The 19,463-nt window shown below is 61.1% G+C and carries 22 protein-coding genes and 1 tRNA gene; 16 read left to right on the top strand and 7 right to left on the bottom strand.

Annotated features, from left to right (window positions below; translation table 11 throughout):
* The first annotated feature begins 38 nt into the window (after window positions 1-38).
* The 4 genes from E1297_RS19555 (at window position 39) to E1297_RS19540 (ending at window position 5,136) form a co-directional block, all read left to right on the top strand.
* Complete coding sequence (locus E1297_RS19555) at window positions 39-755, top strand: ABC transporter ATP-binding protein (RefSeq protein ID WP_155141366.1); 717 nt, start codon at window positions 39-41, stop codon at window positions 753-755.
* Window positions 752-3,322, top strand: a complete 2,571-nt coding sequence (locus E1297_RS19550; RefSeq protein WP_155141364.1) for an ABC transporter permease — start codon at window positions 752-754, stop codon at window positions 3,320-3,322. Before E1297_RS19555 ends, E1297_RS19550 begins: the two co-directional genes overlap by 4 nt.
* A gap of 92 nt (window positions 3,323-3,414) precedes the next feature.
* Window positions 3,415-4,188 carry a hypothetical protein gene (locus E1297_RS19545; RefSeq protein WP_155141362.1) on the top strand — a complete coding sequence of 258 codons (774 nt, stop codon included), beginning with the start codon at window positions 3,415-3,417 and terminating at the stop codon, window positions 4,186-4,188.
* Between the two features lie 165 nt (window positions 4,189-4,353).
* Entirely contained in the window at window positions 4,354-5,136 is a 783-nt protein-coding gene (locus tag E1297_RS19540) for a Bax inhibitor-1/YccA family protein (protein WP_155141359.1), read from the top strand.
* 157 nt (window positions 5,137-5,293) lie between these two features.
* Here E1297_RS19540 and E1297_RS19535 read toward each other — a convergent pair whose 3' ends face one another.
* Window positions 5,294-5,689: a DUF2794 domain-containing protein gene (locus E1297_RS19535; protein ID WP_155141357.1), complete on the bottom strand. Its 396-nt coding sequence runs from the start codon at window positions 5,687-5,689 to the stop codon at window positions 5,294-5,296.
* Window positions 5,690-6,139: 450 nt separating this feature from the next.
* Between E1297_RS19535 and E1297_RS19530 the strand changes: the two genes are divergently transcribed.
* Window positions 6,140-6,652, top strand: coding sequence for a GNAT family N-acetyltransferase (locus E1297_RS19530; RefSeq protein WP_155141355.1), 513 nt, complete (start codon window positions 6,140-6,142; stop codon window positions 6,650-6,652).
* A 242-nt stretch (window positions 6,653-6,894) separates the two neighbouring features.
* On the top strand, window positions 6,895-7,434 hold the full coding sequence (ppa, locus tag E1297_RS19525; protein WP_155141353.1) for an inorganic diphosphatase: 540 nt from the start codon (window positions 6,895-6,897) through the stop codon (window positions 7,432-7,434).
* Between the two features lie 39 nt (window positions 7,435-7,473).
* Here the strand turns inward: ppa and E1297_RS19520 are convergent, their stop codons facing one another.
* The 5 genes from E1297_RS19520 to E1297_RS19500 all read right to left on the bottom strand — a co-directional run bounded on the left by E1297_RS19520 (window position 7,474) and on the right by E1297_RS19500 (window position 9,559).
* Complete coding sequence (locus tag E1297_RS19520) at window positions 7,474-7,902, bottom strand: metallopeptidase family protein (RefSeq protein ID WP_155141351.1); 429 nt, start codon at window positions 7,900-7,902, stop codon at window positions 7,474-7,476.
* 102 nt (window positions 7,903-8,004) lie between these two features.
* Window positions 8,005-8,253, bottom strand: a complete 249-nt coding sequence (locus E1297_RS19515; protein WP_155141349.1) for a hypothetical protein — start codon at window positions 8,251-8,253, stop codon at window positions 8,005-8,007.
* Complete coding sequence (locus tag E1297_RS19510) at window positions 8,250-8,777, bottom strand: disulfide bond formation protein B (RefSeq protein WP_209015873.1); 528 nt, start codon at window positions 8,775-8,777, stop codon at window positions 8,250-8,252. Before E1297_RS19510 ends, E1297_RS19515 begins: the two co-directional genes overlap by 4 nt.
* A gap of 16 nt (window positions 8,778-8,793) precedes the next feature.
* Window positions 8,794-9,372 carry a YqaA family protein gene (locus E1297_RS19505; protein WP_155141347.1) on the bottom strand — a complete coding sequence of 193 codons (579 nt, stop codon included), beginning with the start codon at window positions 9,370-9,372 and terminating at the stop codon, window positions 8,794-8,796.
* A 102-nt stretch (window positions 9,373-9,474) separates the two neighbouring features.
* A tRNA-Leu gene (locus E1297_RS19500) sits at window positions 9,475-9,559 on the bottom strand.
* A 195-nt stretch (window positions 9,560-9,754) separates the two neighbouring features.
* Between E1297_RS19500 and E1297_RS19495 the strand changes: the two genes are divergently transcribed.
* Window positions 9,755-11,317, top strand: a complete 1,563-nt coding sequence (locus E1297_RS19495; RefSeq protein ID WP_155141345.1) for a CYTH and CHAD domain-containing protein — start codon at window positions 9,755-9,757, stop codon at window positions 11,315-11,317.
* 29 nt (window positions 11,318-11,346) lie between these two features.
* On the opposite strand, the gene phnF is transcribed toward E1297_RS19495, so the two are convergent.
* Window positions 11,347-12,081 carry a phosphonate metabolism transcriptional regulator PhnF gene (gene phnF, locus E1297_RS19490; RefSeq protein WP_155141343.1) on the bottom strand — a complete coding sequence of 245 codons (735 nt, stop codon included), beginning with the start codon at window positions 12,079-12,081 and terminating at the stop codon, window positions 11,347-11,349.
* 118 nt (window positions 12,082-12,199) lie between these two features.
* Here phnF and phnG point away from each other — a divergent pair, with 118 nt between their 5' ends.
* From phnG to phnN, 9 genes are all read left to right on the top strand, one after another.
* Entirely contained in the window at window positions 12,200-12,676 is a 477-nt protein-coding gene (gene phnG / locus E1297_RS19485; RefSeq protein ID WP_155141341.1) for a phosphonate C-P lyase system protein PhnG, read from the top strand.
* Window positions 12,676-13,320 carry a phosphonate C-P lyase system protein PhnH gene (phnH, locus tag E1297_RS19480; protein WP_155141339.1) on the top strand — a complete coding sequence of 215 codons (645 nt, stop codon included), beginning with the start codon at window positions 12,676-12,678 and terminating at the stop codon, window positions 13,318-13,320. Before phnG ends, phnH begins: the two co-directional genes overlap by 1 nt.
* A gap of 1 nt (window position 13,321) precedes the next feature.
* On the top strand, window positions 13,322-14,437 hold the full coding sequence (locus tag E1297_RS19475) for a carbon-phosphorus lyase complex subunit PhnI (RefSeq protein ID WP_155141337.1): 1,116 nt from the start codon (window positions 13,322-13,324) through the stop codon (window positions 14,435-14,437).
* The gene (locus E1297_RS19470; RefSeq protein ID WP_155141335.1) at window positions 14,434-15,363 is read left to right on the top strand and encodes an alpha-D-ribose 1-methylphosphonate 5-phosphate C-P-lyase PhnJ; all 930 of its coding nucleotides are present in this window, start codon (window positions 14,434-14,436) and stop codon (window positions 15,361-15,363) included. The genes E1297_RS19475 and E1297_RS19470 overlap by 4 nt, the downstream gene beginning before the upstream one ends.
* Window positions 15,360-16,148, top strand: a complete 789-nt coding sequence (gene phnK, locus E1297_RS19465; protein WP_155141333.1) for a phosphonate C-P lyase system protein PhnK — start codon at window positions 15,360-15,362, stop codon at window positions 16,146-16,148. The genes E1297_RS19470 and phnK overlap by 4 nt, the downstream gene beginning before the upstream one ends.
* Before the next feature lie 12 nt (window positions 16,149-16,160).
* Window positions 16,161-16,862 carry a phosphonate C-P lyase system protein PhnL gene (phnL, locus tag E1297_RS19460; protein ID WP_155141331.1) on the top strand — a complete coding sequence of 234 codons (702 nt, stop codon included), beginning with the start codon at window positions 16,161-16,163 and terminating at the stop codon, window positions 16,860-16,862.
* Window positions 16,863-16,961: 99 nt separating this feature from the next.
* A complete protein-coding gene (locus tag E1297_RS19455; RefSeq protein ID WP_155141329.1) occupies window positions 16,962-17,699 on the top strand; it encodes a DUF1045 domain-containing protein in 738 nt (245 codons plus the stop codon).
* Complete coding sequence (locus tag E1297_RS19450; RefSeq protein WP_155141327.1) at window positions 17,696-18,841, top strand: alpha-D-ribose 1-methylphosphonate 5-triphosphate diphosphatase; 1,146 nt, start codon at window positions 17,696-17,698, stop codon at window positions 18,839-18,841. Before E1297_RS19455 ends, E1297_RS19450 begins: the two co-directional genes overlap by 4 nt.
* Window positions 18,834-19,433, top strand: coding sequence for a phosphonate metabolism protein/1,5-bisphosphokinase (PRPP-forming) PhnN (phnN, locus tag E1297_RS19445; protein WP_209015872.1), 600 nt, complete (start codon window positions 18,834-18,836; stop codon window positions 19,431-19,433). The genes E1297_RS19450 and phnN overlap by 8 nt, the downstream gene beginning before the upstream one ends.
* Window positions 19,434-19,463: the final 30 nt, after the last annotated feature.

Here is a 19,463-nt window from a genome sequence, read left to right as displayed (position 1 = left end):
GCAACGGGCACCGACGAAAAACCAATATAGGATCGATTATGGCAAGCGGACCAGCAATAGCGTTGAAAGATGTTCATCTGACACTCGGCGACGGCGCTGGCAAGGTGCATATTCTGAAGGGTATCGACCTCGAAATCGAACCGGGGACATCGGTCGGGCTGGTCGGACCTTCGGGATCGGGAAAATCGACGCTCTTGATGGTGATGGCCGGGCTTGAGCGGGCCGACAAGGGCACTGTTCATGTTGCAGGCACGGAGCTTGGCCCCTTGTCCGAAGACCAGCTTGCGCAGTTCCGCGGCCAGAATGTCGGGATCATTTTCCAGTCGTTTCATCTGGTTCCGAACATGACCGCGCTTGAGAACGTTGCCGTGCCGCTTGAGCTTGCAGGCGACACCGCCGCTTTTTCCAAGGCGCAGGCGGAACTGGAAGCCGTTGGTCTCGGCCACCGGCTTCATCATTATCCGGCACAAATGTCAGGAGGCGAACAGCAACGCGTCGCCGTTGCCCGCGCGCTGGTCGTGGAACCCGCAATTCTGATCGCGGACGAACCGACCGGGAACCTTGACGAAACAACGGGCAACCAGATCGTCGAGTTGATGTTCCGCGCCCAGGAAGCCCGGGGCACCACTTTGGTGCTCGTCACCCATGACCCGGGACTTGCGGCTCAATGCGCCAGAACGGTGCGTGTTCGCTCCGGTGAAATCGAGGATTGGGGCCAGCCCCGCGCCATGGCGGGTGCGGGAGCGCAGGCATGAACGGTTTTGTCGCACCGGCAGCCAAACCCGGACCGGCCCTTGCCTTGCGCTTTGCCTTGCGTGAGTTGCGCGGCGGCATTCGCGGGTTTTACATTTTCATCGCCTGCATCGCCCTTGGCGTCGCCGCGATTTCGGGGGTCAATTCCCTGTCCCGCGCGCTGGTCGAAGGAATTTCCGCCGAAGGGCAGGCTATTCTGGGCGGCGACTTGTCGTTTTCACTGGTTCACCGCGAGGCAACACCGGACGAGCTTGTGTATTTGAAGAGCCTTGGCGAGGTCTCGCAAGTCGCCACCTTGCGCGCCATGGCCAGACGGCCGCAAACAGACGAGCAAGCCCTTGTCGAGTTGAAAGCGGTCGGGGCCAATTACCCGCTCTACGGCAACGTGACCGTCGAAAGCGGGCGCCCGCTTCAGGAAGCCCTTTCCGAACAGGGCGGCATCTGGGGTGCCGCCGCCGACATGTCGCTTCTCGCGCGGCTCAATATTTCAGTCGGCGACACGCTGACAATCGGCCGCGAAACGGTCCGCGTCACAGATGTGCTCACCGCCGAGCCGGACAAGCTGGCAGGCGGAATGGAGTTCGGGCCCCGGCTGATGATCTCCGATCAGGCACTGCCCGGCACCGGTCTGGTTCAGCCGGGCAGCCTCGTGCGCTGGCATTACCGGGTCAAACTCGCCCGTGCACCAACGGACGAACAGCTGATCTCGGTGATTGACGAAGCCAAGTCCGCGCAACCGGATGCGGGCTGGCGGATACGGTCGCGTGCGAACGCCGCGCCCGGGCTGCAACGCAGCATCGACCGGTTCGCGCAATTCCTCACCCTTGTCGGCCTCACCGCGCTGGTGGTGGGCGGTGTGGGTGTCGCCAACGCCATCCGTGCCTATCTGGAGACGAAGCGCGAGGTTATTGCCAGCTTCAAGTGCCTTGGAGCAACCGGCGGCTTCGTGTTCCAGATCTACCTGATCCAGATGCTGTTGCTGGCCGGGATCGGGATTGCCGCCGGTCTTGTGATCGGTGCGATCGTGCCCTTCGCAGCCGGTGCGGCCCTGTCGAACGTATTGCCGGTCAAGCTTGCGGCCGGAATCTATCCGGCAGAACTGGGCCTTGGCCTGTTCTATGGATTTCTGACGGCACTTGCGTTTGCGCTCTGGCCGCTCGGGCGGGCCCATGACGTGCCTCCGACAGCCCTTTTCCGGGATTTGGTGTCCTCGGGGGCCAAACTGCCGCGCAAACGCTATCTGACAGCAACAGCGGTCACGGTTCTGCTGCTCGCCGGAATTGCCATCCTGATGGCCTCAAGCAAGACGCTGGCGACCGTCTATGTCACCGCTTCTGCCGGTGCTTTTGTTCTGCTGGCGCTGGTCGCCCGCGGCATCATGGCAGTTGCCCGGCGCGTGCCCGGCGTCCGCTCGACAGAACTCCGCCTTGCCATTGCCAATGTGCACCGGCCCGGCGCACTGACGCCGTCCGTGGTGCTGTCGCTCGGCCTCGGCCTGTCCCTTCTGGTCGCTCTGGCGCTGATTGACGGCAATTTGCGCCGGGAACTCACCACCACGATGGCCGATGATGCACCGAGCTTCTTCTTTGTCGACATCCAGAACACTGAACGCGACGCCTTCCGCGACCTGCTGACCGCTGATGCCCCCGGCGCCGATATCCAGAGCGTGCCGATGCTGCGCGGACGGATCACCAGCCTGAGAGGCATTCCGGCAGATCAATATGACACGTCCGGCGGCTCCGGCTGGATCCTGCGCGGCGACCGCGGCATCACCTATGAAGAAAAGCTGCCGGAAAATGCGACCCTGGTTCAGGGCGAATGGTGGCCGGAAAACTATACCGGCCCGCCTCTCGTTTCGTTCGAGGAGGAAGCGGTTCGGGAGCTTGGGCTCGCCATCGGCGACGAAATCACGCTCAATGTACTTGGGCGGCAATTGACGGCCAAGATTGCCAACACACGGCATATCGAATGGGAGTCGCTCGGCATCAATTTCGTGATGATCTTCTCTCCGAACACCTTTGCCGGTGCCCCGCACGCCTATCTGATGACACTCGGATGGGACCACCCCGTGCCGCCTGCGGAAGAATTGGGCCTGCTGAGGACGGTGTCCAATGCCTTTCCAACCGTGACGACGATCCGGGTCAAGGACGCCATCTCGCAGGTCAACGATCTGGTCGCCCAGCTCGCCTGGGCGATCCGGGGAGCCTCATCCGTCACGCTGATTGCGAGCATTCTGGTATTGGCAGGCGCGCTTGCGGCCGGGCACCGGAACCGGATCTATGACGCGGTGATCCTGAAAACCCTGGGGGCGACCCGGCGCCGTCTGATCACCGCCTATGCGCTGGAATATGCCATGCTGGGGCTTGCAACGGCGGTCTTTGCGCTTTTCGCCGGTGGAGTGGCGGCCTGGTATGTGGTGACGCAGATCATGGGCGGGGACTTCGTCTTCCTGCCGGTGACAGCGGTTTCGGCGGCAGCCATCGCTTTGATCCTGACCGTCGGGTTCGGCCTGATCGGCACCTGGAAGGTGCTCGGAGAAAAACCGGCACCTGTCTTGCGCAACCTGTGAGTGTCACACGGGCAAGCTTCGCACAATCTTCGTCCCCTACCCGATGAGGCTGTCCAATCCGGATCAGATCCATCTAAGGGGGCAGGACCTTCATGCGATACGACAATTTGTTGAATTCTTTCAAGCGCCTTGCGGCCGGTGCAGTTGTCGCGGCCACCGCGACCATCGGACTGGCCGGCACGGCAGCCGCTGACAGCCCGTTCCACACCGGCGTATGGCAGCTCAACACCGAAGCAGGCGCCGAAGGCCTGGTTATCAGCGACTGGCTGGTGTTCGAGCACGGTCTGCCCAAGCGCTGGCTCTATCGCCGGGCAGGTACCAACGACACCAACCAGTTCGACTTCTACACCCGGACCATCGGCGACAAGGGCTACACGCCCGTTGGCCTGCGCGTCTACCGGACCGGCAACACCTCGATGAAGCTGACCATTGCCGAGAAGGGCAAGACCCCGATGGAGGCTTCGGCGACACGCTTGTCCCTGGTCAACCACATGAAGTCCTGCTTGTCTGTCGAGGAAAACGGTGCCAAGCTCTATGGCAGCTGGGCCGGAACGGCAGGTTCGACCCTGAAAAGCCTGCATATCGATCAGGACAGCCTGAAGATCGACGGCGAAACCCGCCGGGTGTCCGTTGAACCGGTCCGCGTCGGCCGGCTGGGCATTTCACAGGACGGCAAACCGGTTGCGTTCCTGACCGATGCCGGCGGTGACTATGCCGTGCTGCAGTGGTTCAAGCCCGGAGTGACCCAGGCGGACATGCGCGATCAGACCAAGGAAATTCTGGATTTCAAGGCCGAGGAAATCGTGCGTACTCCCTACGGCACATGTGACCGGCAGATCGCATCCCGCCTGAAGGCCATGCGGTAAAACGTCCGGCTCCCTGCCCTCTCCGGTTGCGGCGTACAAATACCTTACGTTTTTTTCATGCAGGTACCTTGTGCGCCGGTCCGGGTTTTCCCATATTCTAGCGCAGGACTGTTGTGGGTCAGATTGCCCATGACGCTATAACCACGAGAGGGACAATCGAAAAACATGTCGACCTTTGATCGGAACACACAGGCGCCCTATGCGGCCGCCGGCACGCGCGCCGAGGCCGGCATTGATCAGGGCCTGCGCTCCTACATGCTGGGCGTCTACAACTACATGACCTTCGGCCTTGCGCTGACCGGTCTGTTTGCGCTCGGCACGCTCATGCTCGCAGTCACCAGCAATCAGGCTGATGCCGTCGCGCAGCTGCCCAACGGCATGATGCTGACACAACTGGGTGTCGCGCTTTACGGTTCGCCGCTGAAGTGGGTGGTAATGCTCGCGCCACTCGGCATGGTGCTGTGGCTGTCCTTCCGGATCCAGTCCATGAGCGCCTCCGGTGCCCGGACCATGTTCATGGTATACGCGGCCCTGATGGGAATTTCCCTGTCGTCGATCTTCCTAGTTTACACCGGAGCATCGATTGCACGCGTGTTCTTCATCACCGCTGCCTCCTTCGGCGCATTGAGCCTGTTCGGCTACTCCACCAAGAAGGACCTGTCTGCGTGGGGCTCATTCCTGTTCATGGGCCTGATCGGTGTCGTGATTGCGTCGCTGGTGAACATTTTCCTGGCGTCCAGCGCGCTGCAGTTCGCCATCTCCGTCGTCGGCGTTCTGGTCTTTGCTGGCCTGACCGCTTATGACACCCAGCAGATCAAGGAAATGTACTACGAAGGCGACAGCAGCGAAGTCGCAACGAAGAAGTCGGTCATGGGCGCCCTGCGTCTCTACCTCGACTTTATCAACCTGTTCCTGATGCTGCTGCAGTTGTTTGGCAACCGCGACTAAGCGCCAGCGAAACACACATGAAAAGCCCGGCCATCGTGCCGGGCTTTTTGTTATGTCGCAATGGCGCATGTAACTGGAAAATGGCACCGGTCCGTTCCCGTACGGTACCGTTTCAACGGCTTCTCAATAACATGAGACCCACTCAGAACGGCTCGGGTCAGGCCTCGACGAGCCGCAAGTGCTTCTTCTTGTCCAGAACCTTCAAGACCTGTGCAAGATCGTGTCCACGCTTGAGGATCATGCCCCCGGTTGCAACCACGGAGTAAACCCCCTGACGCCTGGCAAGTTTCGGATCCTTCTCGATCCGGTATAGCGGCATCTCGGAACTGCGCCTGAACACCGAAAAAACCGCGCGATCCTTCAAGAGATCCATCGCATAGTCCCGCCACTCGCCTTCTGCGACCTTGCGGCCATAAAGGCGCAGGATAACGTCCAGTTCTTTGCGGTTGAAGGCGACCACGGGTTTGGCGGGCGGATGGAAGGCAGGCGCTGAAGCCGTTGCGGCCAGAGGCTTCGCGCCCCGCATATTTGCGTTCTCGTCGGCTTCGCTCATACCCCCTCCTTATTCGGGCGTTGGGTGAGGTCCGATGACCCGCAGTCATGATGCGCCGCCGCTTGAGCCTTTGGCAAGGGGCGAAACACCCTGCGTCATCGCTTTGACAGCAAAATATCCTTCCAGCCATGCTGCGGAAAGATTTGCGGCGGGAATCCCTCATTAAAATCATGATTTTGCCGTAATCCGGCCCTTGGCGAGCCACTTTGCAATTTCATAGTTCCTCCATACCCTGATGGGTTTGAGGAGTTCGGGAACCGGAACGCATTAGCCCCCCAGCCCCCCGGGACCTGAACATCCCCTCAAGCTTGTGTACAGCGTAATACATTAGGGCAACTGAAGGGTCGGCTTTACGCCGGCCCTTTTCCGTTGAAGACGGCATCCGGCCATAGCGCCCATGCGCAAAATTGCGTCTTTTCGAAAACCTCGCGCCGTGCCAGCATGTCTGTCATGAGCACCGAGCTGATCGACATTCGTCCGGCACGCCCGGCAGATTGCGAAGCCCTCGCCGCCATTCACAATGCGGCCTGGCTGGGGGCCTATCGCGGCCTGCTCAACGGTGTTGAATTGCAGCGCATGATCTCGCGCCGGGGAGCCAGTTTCTGGTTTGACGCCCTCGTCAGCGGCGCGGCCATCAAGCTGCTCGAAGTTGCGGAGGAACCGGCGGGATACGCCTATTACGGACCTTGCAGGCTGAACAACATGGCAGCGCGCGGCGAGGTCTACGAACTTTATCTCAGGCCGGAATACCAGGGGCTCGGGTTCGGCCGGGCGCTTTTCTCAAAGGTCCGGAGCGAACTGTCTCGCCGCGGTTTCGAGGGGCTTGCGGTCAAGGTCTTGAGTGACAATCAGCCGGCCCGGCACTTTTACCGGGCCCTTGGCGGCCAGCTTGTCGCAAGAAGCTGGTACCGAAGTGCCGGCAAACGCATCGACCTGTCGATCTATGCATGGCCGCGGCAATAGGCATTTCCCTTGCCCGTAGCACTGACAGAGTATACCGCAAACAAGACCTCGAAACCGGCCATCGAAACAATACACAATACTCTTTTCCCGTTGGCCATCCGCATTTTGGGCGGGAAAATCCCGGCCGCGCAAAGACAGCGCGCCACCTGAAGACATATTCATGAAACGCGCCGTTTTTGGGGCTTGCGCTTCCCTCTTCGGGCTGCAATAGGAGCCGGGACAGTCAATAGGAGCTAAGCCAAATGCGCATCGATGCTGTGCCGATCGGCAAGAACCCGCCGGAAGACTTTAACGTCATCATTGAAGTTCCCGTCGGCGGCGAACCCATCAAATACGAAATGGACAAGGACGCCGGGGCGATGTTCGTCGACCGGTTCCTCTACACTCCGATGCGGTACCCGGGGAACTATGGCTTCATCCCGCACACCCTGTGCGGTGATGGCGACCCGATGGATGTCATCGTACTCAACCAGCGGCCGATCGTTCCAGGTGCCGTCATGGCCTGCCGGGCCGTCGGCGTTCTGGTCATGGAAGACGAGTCCGGCGTCGACGAAAAGATCCTCGCGTTTCCGGTCAGCAAGCTGACAACCCGCTACGACCATTTTCAGGATGCGTCGCAACTGCCGCAGATCATGCTCGACCAGGTCAAGCATTTCTTCGAGCACTACAAGGATCTGGAACCGGGCAAGTGGGTCAAGGTCACGGGAATCGAGGGCGCTGATGCGGCCAAGAAACTGATCGTGGAATCGATTGAACGTGCCACCAAGGAAGCTGCCGAATAAGCAGCACGCCTCAAGAAAAAAACGGGTTGCGGCCGGAAATCAGTCGGCCGCAGCCTCGATCTGCTCCATGTCGTCGTCAGACAGGCCGAAATGATGGCCGATTTCATGGATCAGGACATGCGCGACCACTTCGCCCAGCGTGTCCTCCCCGGCGGCCCAGTAATCCAGGATCGGGCGGCGGAACAACCAGATCCGGTTCGGCATCTGGCCGGTGTGCAACTCGGCCGCTCCCTGCGCCAGTCCGCGCCCCTGAAACAGGCCGAGAAGATCATTCGGATCTTCAATGCCAAGCGAATCGAGCATCTCGTCTTGCGCATATTCGGTCATGCGGATTTCGATGTTGCCGCACATGGCCAGAAACTCGTCCGGCATATTGGCGAGAACTTCGCTTGCAATCGCCTGAAACACGTCCAGCGCCGGCGCACGCCGGTCACTCCAGTCCGATCTGAACGGATGCATTGAAGCCATGAGGCTTCCTCCCAAATGAATTGTTTCCGACAGCGCGCCGGTACCCGGACACTGTCAGACCTATGTCGTGATCAGGTTTTCGGCCAAGCGGCGGCGTCAGCCCTAAAAATATGTTACAGCCAGATATATAATCAGGCCGATCGCGAAAATCAGACCTGCAACCCTGCCAATGCGGGTGCCCCAGACCTCGATCTTGTCGTCCTGATCCTTGTCGGACGCCCCCAGATGACCGGTCGCCCGGTGTGCCATCCGGACGAAAGTCGACGAGCCGATGGTTTCGCTTTCCGCCTGAACGCGATCAATCGCCCTCAGGGCATCCTGACGCTTTTTCTCATGGTCCGGTTTGCTCATGCCACTCTGGCCTTCCTTGCCTTGAGCGACAAGAGTGCCGCAATCAGCCCCAGCACCGCAAGTCCGCCAGACACGAAGGCATTCCAGCCTGCAAAGGACAGACCCAGAAACCGCCAGCTGGCTTCCGTACAACTGACCACGCGCGTCGTTTGCAGGGCCGACAACATGTCCGCCGCAGAAGCCGGGGCGGCCGCGCCACCACCGCAATCGCTCGGGCCTGCCCAAAAACCCCACTCGGCCCCGGACTGATAGACGCCAAGCCCGCCGCCATAGGCAAAGACAGCCGCAACCAGAACAAACCCCAGCGCGGCCAGGCCCGACCGTCCTTTCAGGGACAGGTAAAGCGAGGCCAGCGCCAGCGGCAGACCGATGTAGTAAGGTACGCGCTGCTCAAGGCACAGCTTGCAAGGAGCATAGCCGCCAATCAACTCGAAGCCCCAGGCGGTGCCGATCGCCACCAGACCCGCAAGGATCAGAAGAGCCGCGATGGCATTGGCCTGACCTTTTGCCGTTGCACCCATCATCTCGGTCTCCAGCTTCTCAGATGACTTTCAAGGCCGCAAAACCGCCAACCAGCAACACCACAAACAGGGTGAACATCAGCCCGAGGCGCTTCTCAATGAAATCCCGGATCGGCGGGCCGAACATGTAGAGCAGCGCAGCCACGATAAAGAACCGCAGGCCGCGCGATACAAGGCTCGCGACAATGAAAACCGGCAGGCTGAGGCCCGCGGCTCCGGATGCGATGGTAATCACCTTGTAGGGAAACGGCGTCAGTCCGGCAATAAACACAAACCACCACCCCCAGTCGTTGAAGACAGTGGAAAATTCCTGCAGCCAGTGCAGTTTGCCGTAAAAGGCCAGCACCGGTTCGGCCACTTGCTCGAACAGGAACATGCCGAGAAAGTAGCCCAGCACACCACCGGCAACCGAGGCCACCGTGCAAAGTGCGGCAAACCACCAGGCGCGGTCCCGCTTGGCGATGACCATCGGAATCAGAAGCAAGTCGGGCGGAAGCGGAAAGACCGAGCTTTCAACAAAGGAAACGGTGCCGAGCGCGGCAGGGGCGCGCGGTCCGGCAGCGAGGGACAGTGTCCAGTCATAAAGGCGTCGCAACATGGCGCTTCCTTACCCTTGTCCCCCGGCGGTGTCACCTCAAAAACGTCATCCGCCGCAGCGGAATGCACACAGCGAAAAGATTGAGCGCTTTTGGAAAGATAGTGGTGCCCCCCGCCGGAATCGAACCGGCACTCCCGAAGGAACGGGATTTTGAATCCCGCGCGTCTACCAGTTCCGCCAGAGGGGCAACTGACACCGAGGGCGCCTCTTATCACGCTGTTTGACCCGGATGCAAGATCGTCCCGCCGCAATCGCACAAAATTCACATGAGAACATGGCCACAACAAAGGCACACGCACCGCGTCAAAACCGCATAGCCCAATAAAGCGCAAATTGTGCGCTTATTCTGGACATGCAAATGGCCCTTGGCTAGAAATGGCTCATGAGCAAGGCAGGCAAGGAAATCGAGCTCAAGCTCGACATCTCACCCGAAGCGCTGGAGGGGCTGAAGAAGAACGGCACCTATTCAGGCTTCACGTCCGGACGTGCGACCACGCGCACGCTGCAGTCGATCTATTTCGATACACCGGATCAGGATCTCAGGGCCGCGAAAATCTCGCTGCGCGTGCGAAAGAGCGGCCGCAGCTGGGTGCAGACGGCCAAACTCGGCACGGGCATGCACGGACCGCTGTCGAGCCCGATCGAGGCGGAACACCCGGTCACCGGCCCCAATATCGATTTCTCGGTCATTTCAGACCCGGACGTTCTGGAGGTGTTGACCAAAACCATTGGCGACAAGCCGCTGGAGCCCTGTTTTGAAAACGAGATCCGGCGCACCACCCGCCTGATCACGTCAAAAACCGACGGAACCCAGATCGAGCTTGCCTTCGACAATGGCGAGATCAAGGCCGGGGACCGCACGCAGCCCTTTGCCGAGATCGAGCTGGAACTGAAGAGCGGTTCGACCGCACCGCTTTTTGCAGCCGCACGCGAAATCACCGGTGACACGCCATTCCGGTTCTCGCCCTACAACAAGGCCGAGCGCGGGTTCCGTTTCGCAGGTGGCGAGACCGACGATCAGAAGCTGCCGAAACTGGCGGACGAGATTGGTCTGCTCGCCGATGAGACCGTCGAACTGGCCTATCGCCAGATCCTGCGCTCCTGCCTCGGTCAGATTGCCCACAACCGGATGGTCATGCTCGAGAGCGGCGATCCGGAAGGCCCGCACCAACTGCGTGTCGGTCTGCGGCGGCTGCGCAGCGCGTTTCGCATGTTCCGGCCGGTGCTGAATCCGGTTTCACTCGACCGGCTGGACGCGACCGCGCAAGCGCTTGCGGGCGAAGCCGGAGAGTTGCGCGACCTCGATGTCTTGACGGAAGAGATCGTCGCACCGCTTTCGGCTTTCGTGCCGCCGGGGCTCAAGCTCGACGCGCTGCTTGATCACATGAATGTCATGCGCGAGGCCTGCCGCGCCAGCCTGCAATCCCATCTGAACCAACCGGACATCAACAGTTTCCTGTTCGATCTGGCAGCCTATACCGAGACAAGGGGCTGGCTGGATCCTGAGAACTTCGGTCAGACAGCGCTGCTCGGCCAGTCGGTGCGCGCCTTTTCCCGAACGGCGCTTCAAAAGCGCTGGAAGAAGGTCTCGAAATATGGCGCCCGGATCGACGAGCTCGCAATTCCCGAACGCCATGACATGCGCAAGGCGCTGAAAAAGCTGCGTTACGGTACCGAATTCTTCGGGTCGCTCTATCCCAAGACCGAGATGAAACCGTTCTTGCGACGCATGAAGCGCCTGCAGGACGTGTTCGGCTATCTCAATGACGTCGCCATGGCGGAAAAACTTCTGGTGATGCCGCCGCCCAAGAAGGGCGATGCGGTTGCGATCCAGCAGGCGGTCGGCTTTGTGGTCGGCTGGCACGAAGCCCAGGCCCACGCCATGTGGACCCACGCAAAGGAATACTGGACCGACACGAAAAAGACGCCGCGGTTTTGGCTGTGAGCCCGGTCAAAAAGTAAAACCGGATATTCTCAACTCTCGATCACCAGCTGCATCCGGCCGGAAGCCATGCGGGAACGGGAACAGTGGACCGGTTTGCCGAACCCGTCGACATTGACGCTGTCAACAAGCAGCACAGGCGAACCGGGCGCCAGTTCAAGGTGCCCGGCATCTTCCTCCGAAACCAGCGCCGCCGACACCCGGCTTTCCTTGCGGGTGTAATCGGTCACGCCCGCCCGGGCCATTGCTTTGGTCACGGAACCCGTTTCGGCATAGTCGCTCACGAGCGCGGGAAAGCGGCGTTCCTCGAACCAGCTCGTCCCGGCAATCACCGGCACGCCACCTGCAATCCTGAGGGTTTCCAGACGGATCAGCGGAGTGCCAGCCGGCACCTCAAGGCACTTTGCCCGCAACGCATCCGCCGGTTCGAGCGAGGACCCGAGCAAGCGGCCCTCGGGTGTCTGATTCTGTTCGGACATGATGTCGGAAAACCGGGTCCGGGTTCCGATCGGGTAACTCAGGGGCGTTGTGGCGACGAAGGTGCCGCGGCCCTGATCCGCGCGCAAGATACCTTCGCTGCTCAGTTCCGCAATTGCGCGCCGCACCGTGTGGCGGTTGACGCCGAATTGATCGGCAATCTCGGATTCGGGTGGCAAGCGGCTGCCGGTGGCAAAGGCTCCGGACGCAATTTCGGCTTTCAGCCATTCCATGATCTGGCGCCAGATCGCAATGCCTGCGCCGCGGTCGAGCGGTAAGTGTCGGGTCATCCCCTCGTCATCGAACCGGTGCGGCTTCAAGTCAATTCGAAAATTTGTCTATACAATTATACGAATCAGGTTTATGGAGACGGTGTCCCGACGGAGCCCTTCAGTGCCGAGGCAGCGTATGACCCAATCATCACCCGCTCATGACACATCCGCACACACCGCCGCCCGCCAAAGGGCGATGGCAGCCTTCGCCGCCGCCGATCCGACCCACCTGGCCGCGGCGAAAGCCTGCCTGCCCGCCTTGCCCGCATTCGACCTGGTCCGGCCGCCTGAAACCGGCCTTGTCATGGTTCGCGGCAAGGCTGGCGGCAGCGGCCAGCCATTCAATCTCGGAGAGGTCACCGTGACCCGCTGTGTGGTGCGGCTGAAAACCGGCGAAACCGGCAGTGCCTATTGTCTCGGCCGCCACAAGCAAAAGGCCGCAGATGCAGCCTTGTTCGACGCCCTTTGGCAAAGCCCGGACTTCCGCACAAGGATCGAAGAGGAGGTGATTGCCCCGCTTGAGCAAAAGCAGGCAGAGGCCGACGCCCGACTGAAGGCCGAAACCGCCGCAACAAAGGTCGATTTCTTCACCATGGTCAGGGGAGACAATTGATGGATACCGGACCAGCTTCCCGCATGGCGGACCATCCAGATCTTTCGGCCCTTGCGCCCGGGTTTCCGGACCCGGTCCATGACGCGCAGCGCTGCTTCAGGGCCGTAATGATGGCGATGGCCCGTCCGGGGGGGACGCAAGACTTCAACCCGTCCGGCCTGACGCCCCCAGCCCCGCTGACCCCGATAGGTGCAGCCCTTGCGCTTACACTCTTCGACTACGACACGACCATCTGGCTGGACAAGACCCTGTCGGCGTCACAACCGGTCTCGGATTTTCTGAAGTTTCACACCGGCGCAAGGCTCGTTACCGAACCGGCCGATGCTACCTTCGCCCTGATCGCCGACCCGGCAAGCATGCCGCCGCTCAACGCCTTTCATCGGGGCAGTCCCGACTATCCCGACCGGTCGGCAACACTCATCCTGCTCAATCAGCTGTTTGCCGGACCACCGGACGCGGTTCTGACAGGTCCGGGCGTCAAGGATCAGGAGCGCTTTGCAACGCAGCCGGTTCCCGCCGGGTTCTGGCATCAGGTACAGGCCAACAACGCGCAGTTTCCGCGCGGGGTCGACCTGGTCTTTGCCGGATCGCACAAGATTGCCGCCCTGCCCCGCTCCACCACAATCACCCTGCCGGAGGCCTGACATGTATGTTGCCGTCAAAGGGGGCGAGAAGGCGATCGGCAATGCCCACAAGCTGCTTGCCAAACGAAGGCGCGGCGACCGCTCGGTTCCGGGCCTGACGCTGGACCAGATCGCGGAACAGCTCAGCCTGTCCGTTGCCCGGGTCATGGGCGAAGGCTCGCTCTATGACGAGGGTCTGGCCGCGCTCGCAATCAAGCAGGCACGCGGCGACCTGATCGAGGCCGCCTTCCTGATGCGGGCCTATCGCACCACCGTGCCGCGCTTCGGCTACAGTGAACCGGTCGAGACCGGTGCGATGCTGGTGGAACGGCGGATTTCCGCAACGTTCAAGGACTTGCCCGGCGGCCAGGTGCTCGGGCCGACCTTCGACTACAGTCACCGTCTGCTCGACTTTGCGCTTGCCGCCGAAGACGAAGGCATTCCGGAAGATGTGGCCGCTGGCCGGGTCCGGGACGAGGCAATGCCGCGCGTGACCGATCTTCTCGGAGACGAAGGCCTGATCGAACCCGATCCGGAACCTGCAACCGATGCCCCGGTCGCCGATCTGACCCGCGAGCCCCTGTCCTTTCCCGCAGGCCGCGACCTGCGGCTTCAAAACCTTGCGCGCGGTGACGAGGGTTTTCTGCTGGCCCTCGCCTATTCCTCCCAGCGCGGCTATGCCCGAACCCACCCCTTTACCGGCGAAATCCGCTATGGCGCGGTGGATGTGGAGTTTTATTCCGAAGAGCTCGGTTTCACGGTTTCGCTCGGACGGATCAAGGTAACCGAATGCCAGATAGTCAACCAGTTTCAGGGATCGGCCACAACCCCGCCCGCCTTCACCCGTGGCTACGGCCTCGTTTTCGGTCAGGTGGAGCGCAAGGCCATGGCGATGGCCATGGTGGAGCGGGCCTTGCGCTGGGAAGAGCTGGGCGAAGACCTGACCGCGCCGGTTCAGGACCATGAATTCGTCCTGTCCCACTCCGACAACATTCAGGCGACCGGGTTCGTCGAACACCTCAAGCTGCCACACTATGTCGACTTTCAGGCCGAACTGGACCTGATCAGGCGTTTGCGGGCCGAATGGTTCGAAAAACGGACGGAGAGCGAAAAAAACGTCCAGGAGGCTGCGGAATGACCGGAATTTCCGAGAACGATACAGCCTACAATTTCGCCTACCTGGACGAACAGACCAAACGGATGATCCGCCGCGCGCTGCTCAAGGCGATCGCGATCCCCGGCTATCAGGTGCCTTTCGCCTCCCGGGAAATGCCGATGCCCTATGGCTGGGGGACCGGCGGCGTTCAGGTGACAGCCTCGATCCTCGGGCGGGACGACTGCCTGAAAATGATCGACCAGGGCTCGGACGACACCACCAATGCTGTCTCCCTGCGCGGCTTTTTTGAAAAGACGGCCGGTGTCGAAACGACCTTCGAAACCTCCAGGGCCTCGATCATCCAGACGCGTCACCGGATCCCGGAAAAACCCTTGCGCGAAGACCAGATCATCGTCTTTCAGGTCCCGATTCCGGAGCCTTTGCGCTTTCTGGAGCCGCGCGAGACCGAAACCCGGAAGATGCATGCCCTTGAGGATTATGGCCTCATGCATGTGAAACTCTACGAAGACATTTCCCGCCACGGTCATATCGCCACGACCTACGCCTATCCGGTCAAGGTCAATGGCCGCTATGTGATGGATCCCTCACCAACGCCGAAATTCGACAATCCGAAGATCAACCGATCCCCCGCGCTGCAGCTTTATGGCGCGGGCCGCGAACAGAGAGTCTATGCAATTCCGCCCTACACCGAGGTCAAAAGTCTCGACTTCGAGGATTATCCCTTTGAAGTCCAGTCGTTCGACACACCTTGCGGCCTGTGCGGCGCGGATGGCGTCTATCTCGACGAAGTCATCCTCGACGACAAGGGCGGGCGGATGTTCGTCTGCTCCGATACGGATTTCTGCGAAACCCGGCGCACGGACGGTCACACCGGCCCGATGGCCGCCGATCCGGCTGCGGTACGGCTCACAGGCACGGACAAAGACAACGTGGAGGCGTCCCGATGAGCATGATGGCTCAGGCCGCGCCGCTGCTTCAGGTGCATGGCGTGACGAAGTTTTATGGCAGCCGTACAGGGTGTCAGGACGTGTCGTTTGATCTCTGGCCCGGCGAAGTACTGGCCATTGTCGGGGAAAGCGGCTCCGGCAAGACCACCTTGCTCAATTGCCTGTCGACCCGGCTTGCCCCCACTGCGGGTGCGATCGAATACCGGATGCGCGACGGGACCATGCGCAACCTTTATGATCTCACCGAAGCCGAGCGGCGCATGCTGATGCGCACCGACTGGGGCTTTGTGCATCAAAATGCCGCCGACGGCCTGCGCATGACGGTCTCGGCCGGTGCCAATGTCGGCGAACGGCTCATGGCTGTCGGCGCGCGCCATTACGGCACGATCCGCGACACCGCCACGGACTGGCTGGGCCGCGTCGAGATTGCCGAAGACCGGATCGATGACGATCCCAGAAGCTTTTCCGGCGGCATGCGCCAGCGCCTGCAGATCGCCCGCAATCTGGTCACCCATCCGCGTCTGGTGTTCATGGACGAGCCGACCGGCGGGCTCGATGTTTCGGTGCAGGCGCGGCTTCTGGACCTGTTGCGGCGGCTTGTGGCGGACCTTGGACTGTCGGTGATCATAGTCACCCACGATCTGGCCGTCGCCCGGCTTCTGTCGCACCGGATCATGGTGATGCGCCAGGGCGCTGTGATCGAAACCGGCCTGACTGATCAGGTGCTCGACGATCCGCATGCGCCCTATACCCAACTGCTCGTCTCGTCCATTTTGCAGGTGTGAGGGCTTTAGACCATGACCGTTCGCCTTTATCTCAACAGCGTCGGCAAGACCTTCACGATGCATCTGCAAGGCGGGATCGAGATCCCGGTGGTCGCCAATGCCGACTTTTCCGTGGATTCCGGAGAGTGTGTCGTCCTTGGCGGTCCCTCGGGGGCCGGAAAAAGCTCGATCCTGAAAATGATCTACGGCAACTATCGCTGCGATGCGGGTCAAATCCTGGTCACGGTGGGTGACCGGATCGTCAATGTCGCCGAAGCGGCCCCGCGGGACATCCTTTCCCTCAGGCACAACACGATCGGTTATGTCAGCCAGTTCTTGCGGGTGATCCCGAGAGTTCCGGCTGCCGAAGTCGTGGCCGAACCCCTGATGGCTCAGGGAACCGCACAGGACGTTGCCCTCAGGAAGGCTCGGCTGCTGCTTGCCCGGCTCAATGTTCCCGAACGGCTCTGGGACCTGCCGCCGGCAACCTTTTCCGGCGGCGAGCAGCAGCGGGTGAACATCGCCCGTGGGTTCATTGCTCCCTATCCGCTGCTTCTGCTTGACGAACCGACCGCCTCGCTTGACGCCGCCAATCGCCGGGTCGTGATCGAGCTGGTCGAGGAGAAAAAGGCCGAAGGCGTTGCCATGCTGGGCATTTTGCATGATCAGGATGTCCGGGACGAGATCGCCGACCGGATCATCGATGTGACCCGGTTCCATGCGGAGGCGGCCTGAACAACAGACATGGGGAAAGTGTCACAGGATCGACACGGCTTCCGGATTATCCGGCAGGACATGATCCAGCCGTTCCCGACTTGAAGGACACGCAAGGCAATGCGTTATGCCATCTATTTTGCAGCGGACCAGAAAACGCCGCTGATGACACTGGGAAACGGCTGGCTGGGCCGTGATCCGTTTGCTGGGACCGCGCTGGAGCAACCGCGCATCAGGACCCTCTCGCCGGACCGGCTGAAGGAACTGACGGCAGACCCGCGCCGCTACGGCTTTCACGGCACCTTGAAAGCCCCGTTTTCGCTTCGCGACGACGTTACCGAAACAGACCTCCTCAAGGCATGTGAGCGGTTTTCGAGCCAGATCTCCGGCTTCGGGACTTCCGGTCTGACCGTCGCCGAACTCCACGGGTTTCTCGCCTTGATTCCGGCGGCCGATTCACCGGAACTCTCCGCATTTGCGGCCGCCTGCGTCCGCTTCTTCGAACCTTGCCGGGCCCCCTTGGCGGGCGAAGATCTGGCGCGGCGCAGAAAAAGCCCCCTCACACCGGCCCAAGACCGAAATCTGGCAGATTGGGGCTACCCCTACATCTTCGAAGACTTCCGGTTTCACATGACCTTGAGCAACAAGGTCGAAAATGACGATGAACGCAGTAAGCTGAAAGCCGCCGCCGAGGCACATTTTTCCACTGTAACCGGCAAGCCAATGACCATCGGCAGCTTTGCGCTCTACGTGGAAGAAAATCGCCGCTCGCCCTTTCACGTGCACACACACTTTCAGCTTAAAGGTCCGGCGCTCCCATCCGCCGCAAGTGAACAGCTTTTCAAGGAGCAGGTATGAGTTCTTGTCCGAAAACCTTCACCAACGCCCGGCTGGTGCTTGCCGACGAGGTGATCGACGGCGCGTTGACCTGCCGTCAGGATGGCCGGATCGACGGCATCGGCGGCGCGACCAGCACTTCGGGCCATGATTGCGAAGGCGACTATCTGCTGCCGGGTCTGGTGGAACTGCACACCGACCATCTGGAAGTCCACTACGCCCCCCGTCCGAAAGTGCGCTGGAACCCGGTCTCCGCCGTGCAGGCTCATGATGCCCAGATTGCCTGCGCCGGGATTACGACCGTGTTCGACGCGCTCCGGGTCGGTATGGATGAGGATGCGGACCTGCGCTATCACGACATGCGCTTGTTGGCCGATGCCATTGAGACCGGCCAGAATGAGCAGCGCCTGCGCGCGGATCACTTCATCCACCTCAGATGCGAAGTCTCGGCCCCCGATGTGATGGAAGCCTTCTCCGTCTTTGAAGAGGATGATCGGGTGCGGCTGATCTCGCTGATGGATCACACCCCCGGCCAACGCCAGTTCGTTTCGCTGCATTCCTTCCGCGCCTATTATCAGGGCAAGAAGGGCTTTTCCGACGCGGAAATGGATGCGTTTATCGTCGAACGGCAGGAACGCGCCGACAAGAATGCGCCGGAGCACCGGAAAAGAATCGCGGCCTTCGCGAAAGACCGCGGAATCTCGGTCGCAAGCCACGACGACGCCACACTTGCCCATGTCGACGAAGCCGTTGCGCTCGACACGCGGATTGCCGAATTTCCGACAACCATTGAAGCGGCCAGGGCCTCGCGCGATGCCGGCATGGCGGTGTTGATGGGCGCCCCCAATGTGGTTCGGGGCGGGTCTCATTCCGGCAACGTCTCGGCCCGCGAACTTGCCGAAAACGCTTGTCTTGACGTTCTGTCTTCGGACTATGTGCCGGTCTCTCTGATCCAGGCAGCGTTTCAGCTGGCCAGCGAGGTGGATACCATCTCCCTGCCGGACGCCATTGCCAAGGTGACCGCCATCCCGGCCGAAGCGATCGGTCTTGATGACCGGGGCAAACTTGAAACCGGGCGGCGGGCCGATCTGGTTCAGGTCAGGCTTGTCGGCAATGTTCCGATCGTGCGGGGTGTCTGGCGTGAAGGGCGGCGCGTTGCCTGAGACACCACAAACCGGCAACCCGGACGGGCCTGTGTCAAACGGCAAGGCCGGTCCGGGAAGACTGGTTCTGATCGTCGGCCCGAGCGGGGCCGGCAAGGACACGCTGATCGCCGGTCTCAAAGCGGATCTCGCAGGGCGGTCCGACATCCATTTTGCAAGGCGGCAGGTCACCCGTCCCGCCGATGCGGACAGTGAAGACCACGACACGCTTTCCGAAGACGCTTATGCCGCTGTCACAACAAACGGAAACTGCGCCCTGTTCTGGCGCGCCCATGGCCTCGGTTATGTCCTGCCTCAAACCTGCGATGACGTCATACGGCGCGGCGGCACAGTCATTGCCAACGGCGCGCGGCGCGCGCTTCACAGGGCGTTCGAGAAATATGCCCATGTGGATGTGGTCCTCATCACGGCACCAATCCCGGTGCTGGCCGAACGGCTGGCGGCCCGAGGCCGGGAAAGCAAGGCACAAATCGAGGCAAGGCTGACCCATGCCGATCTGGAACCGCAAAACGTTCCGGGCCTGATCCGGATCGAGAACACCGGCACAATCAAGGAAGGTGTCGCCGCCATGCGTGCCGCGCTTTCTTTGTAAGACCTCTGCATATTGCTGGTCTGTGCGGCT

It is taken from the genome of Roseibium sp. RKSG952 (genome assembly GCF_009711355.1).
Note: the sequence above shows the minus strand (reverse complement) of the source record. Positions and strands in the feature narration are given on the sequence as shown.

Bases quoted from the DNA above. Each gene is read 5' to 3' on its own strand.
- E1297_RS19555 (WP_155141366.1), top strand. From the start codon at position 39: ATGGCAAGCGGACCAGCAATAGCGTTGAAAGATGTTCATCTGACACTC.
- E1297_RS19550 (WP_155141364.1), top strand. From the start codon at position 752: ATGAACGGTTTTGTCGCACCGGCAGCCAAACCCGGACCGGCCCTTGCC.
- E1297_RS19545 (WP_155141362.1), top strand. From the start codon at position 3,415: ATGCGATACGACAATTTGTTGAATTCTTTCAAGCGCCTTGCGGCCGGT.
- E1297_RS19540 (WP_155141359.1), top strand. From the start codon at position 4,354: ATGTCGACCTTTGATCGGAACACACAGGCGCCCTATGCGGCCGCCGGC.
- E1297_RS19535 (WP_155141357.1), bottom strand. From the start codon at position 5,689: ATGAGCGAAGCCGACGAGAACGCAAATATGCGGGGCGCGAAGCCTCTG.
- E1297_RS19530 (WP_155141355.1), top strand. From the start codon at position 6,140: ATGAGCACCGAGCTGATCGACATTCGTCCGGCACGCCCGGCAGATTGC.
- ppa (WP_155141353.1), top strand. From the start codon at position 6,895: ATGCGCATCGATGCTGTGCCGATCGGCAAGAACCCGCCGGAAGACTTT.
- E1297_RS19520 (WP_155141351.1), bottom strand. From the start codon at position 7,902: ATGGCTTCAATGCATCCGTTCAGATCGGACTGGAGTGACCGGCGTGCG.
- E1297_RS19515 (WP_155141349.1), bottom strand. From the start codon at position 8,253: ATGAGCAAACCGGACCATGAGAAAAAGCGTCAGGATGCCCTGAGGGCG.
- E1297_RS19510 (WP_209015873.1), bottom strand. From the start codon at position 8,777: ATGATGGGTGCAACGGCAAAAGGTCAGGCCAATGCCATCGCGGCTCTT.
- E1297_RS19505 (WP_155141347.1), bottom strand. From the start codon at position 9,372: ATGTTGCGACGCCTTTATGACTGGACACTGTCCCTCGCTGCCGGACCG.
- E1297_RS19495 (WP_155141345.1), top strand. From the start codon at position 9,755: ATGAGCAAGGCAGGCAAGGAAATCGAGCTCAAGCTCGACATCTCACCC.
- phnF (WP_155141343.1), bottom strand. From the start codon at position 12,081: ATGACCCGACACTTACCGCTCGACCGCGGCGCAGGCATTGCGATCTGG.
- phnG (WP_155141341.1), top strand. From the start codon at position 12,200: ATGACCCAATCATCACCCGCTCATGACACATCCGCACACACCGCCGCC.
- phnH (WP_155141339.1), top strand. From the start codon at position 12,676: ATGGATACCGGACCAGCTTCCCGCATGGCGGACCATCCAGATCTTTCG.
- E1297_RS19475 (WP_155141337.1), top strand. From the start codon at position 13,322: ATGTATGTTGCCGTCAAAGGGGGCGAGAAGGCGATCGGCAATGCCCAC.
- E1297_RS19470 (WP_155141335.1), top strand. From the start codon at position 14,434: ATGACCGGAATTTCCGAGAACGATACAGCCTACAATTTCGCCTACCTG.
- phnK (WP_155141333.1), top strand. From the start codon at position 15,360: ATGAGCATGATGGCTCAGGCCGCGCCGCTGCTTCAGGTGCATGGCGTG.
- phnL (WP_155141331.1), top strand. From the start codon at position 16,161: ATGACCGTTCGCCTTTATCTCAACAGCGTCGGCAAGACCTTCACGATG.
- E1297_RS19455 (WP_155141329.1), top strand. From the start codon at position 16,962: ATGCGTTATGCCATCTATTTTGCAGCGGACCAGAAAACGCCGCTGATG.
- E1297_RS19450 (WP_155141327.1), top strand. From the start codon at position 17,696: ATGAGTTCTTGTCCGAAAACCTTCACCAACGCCCGGCTGGTGCTTGCC.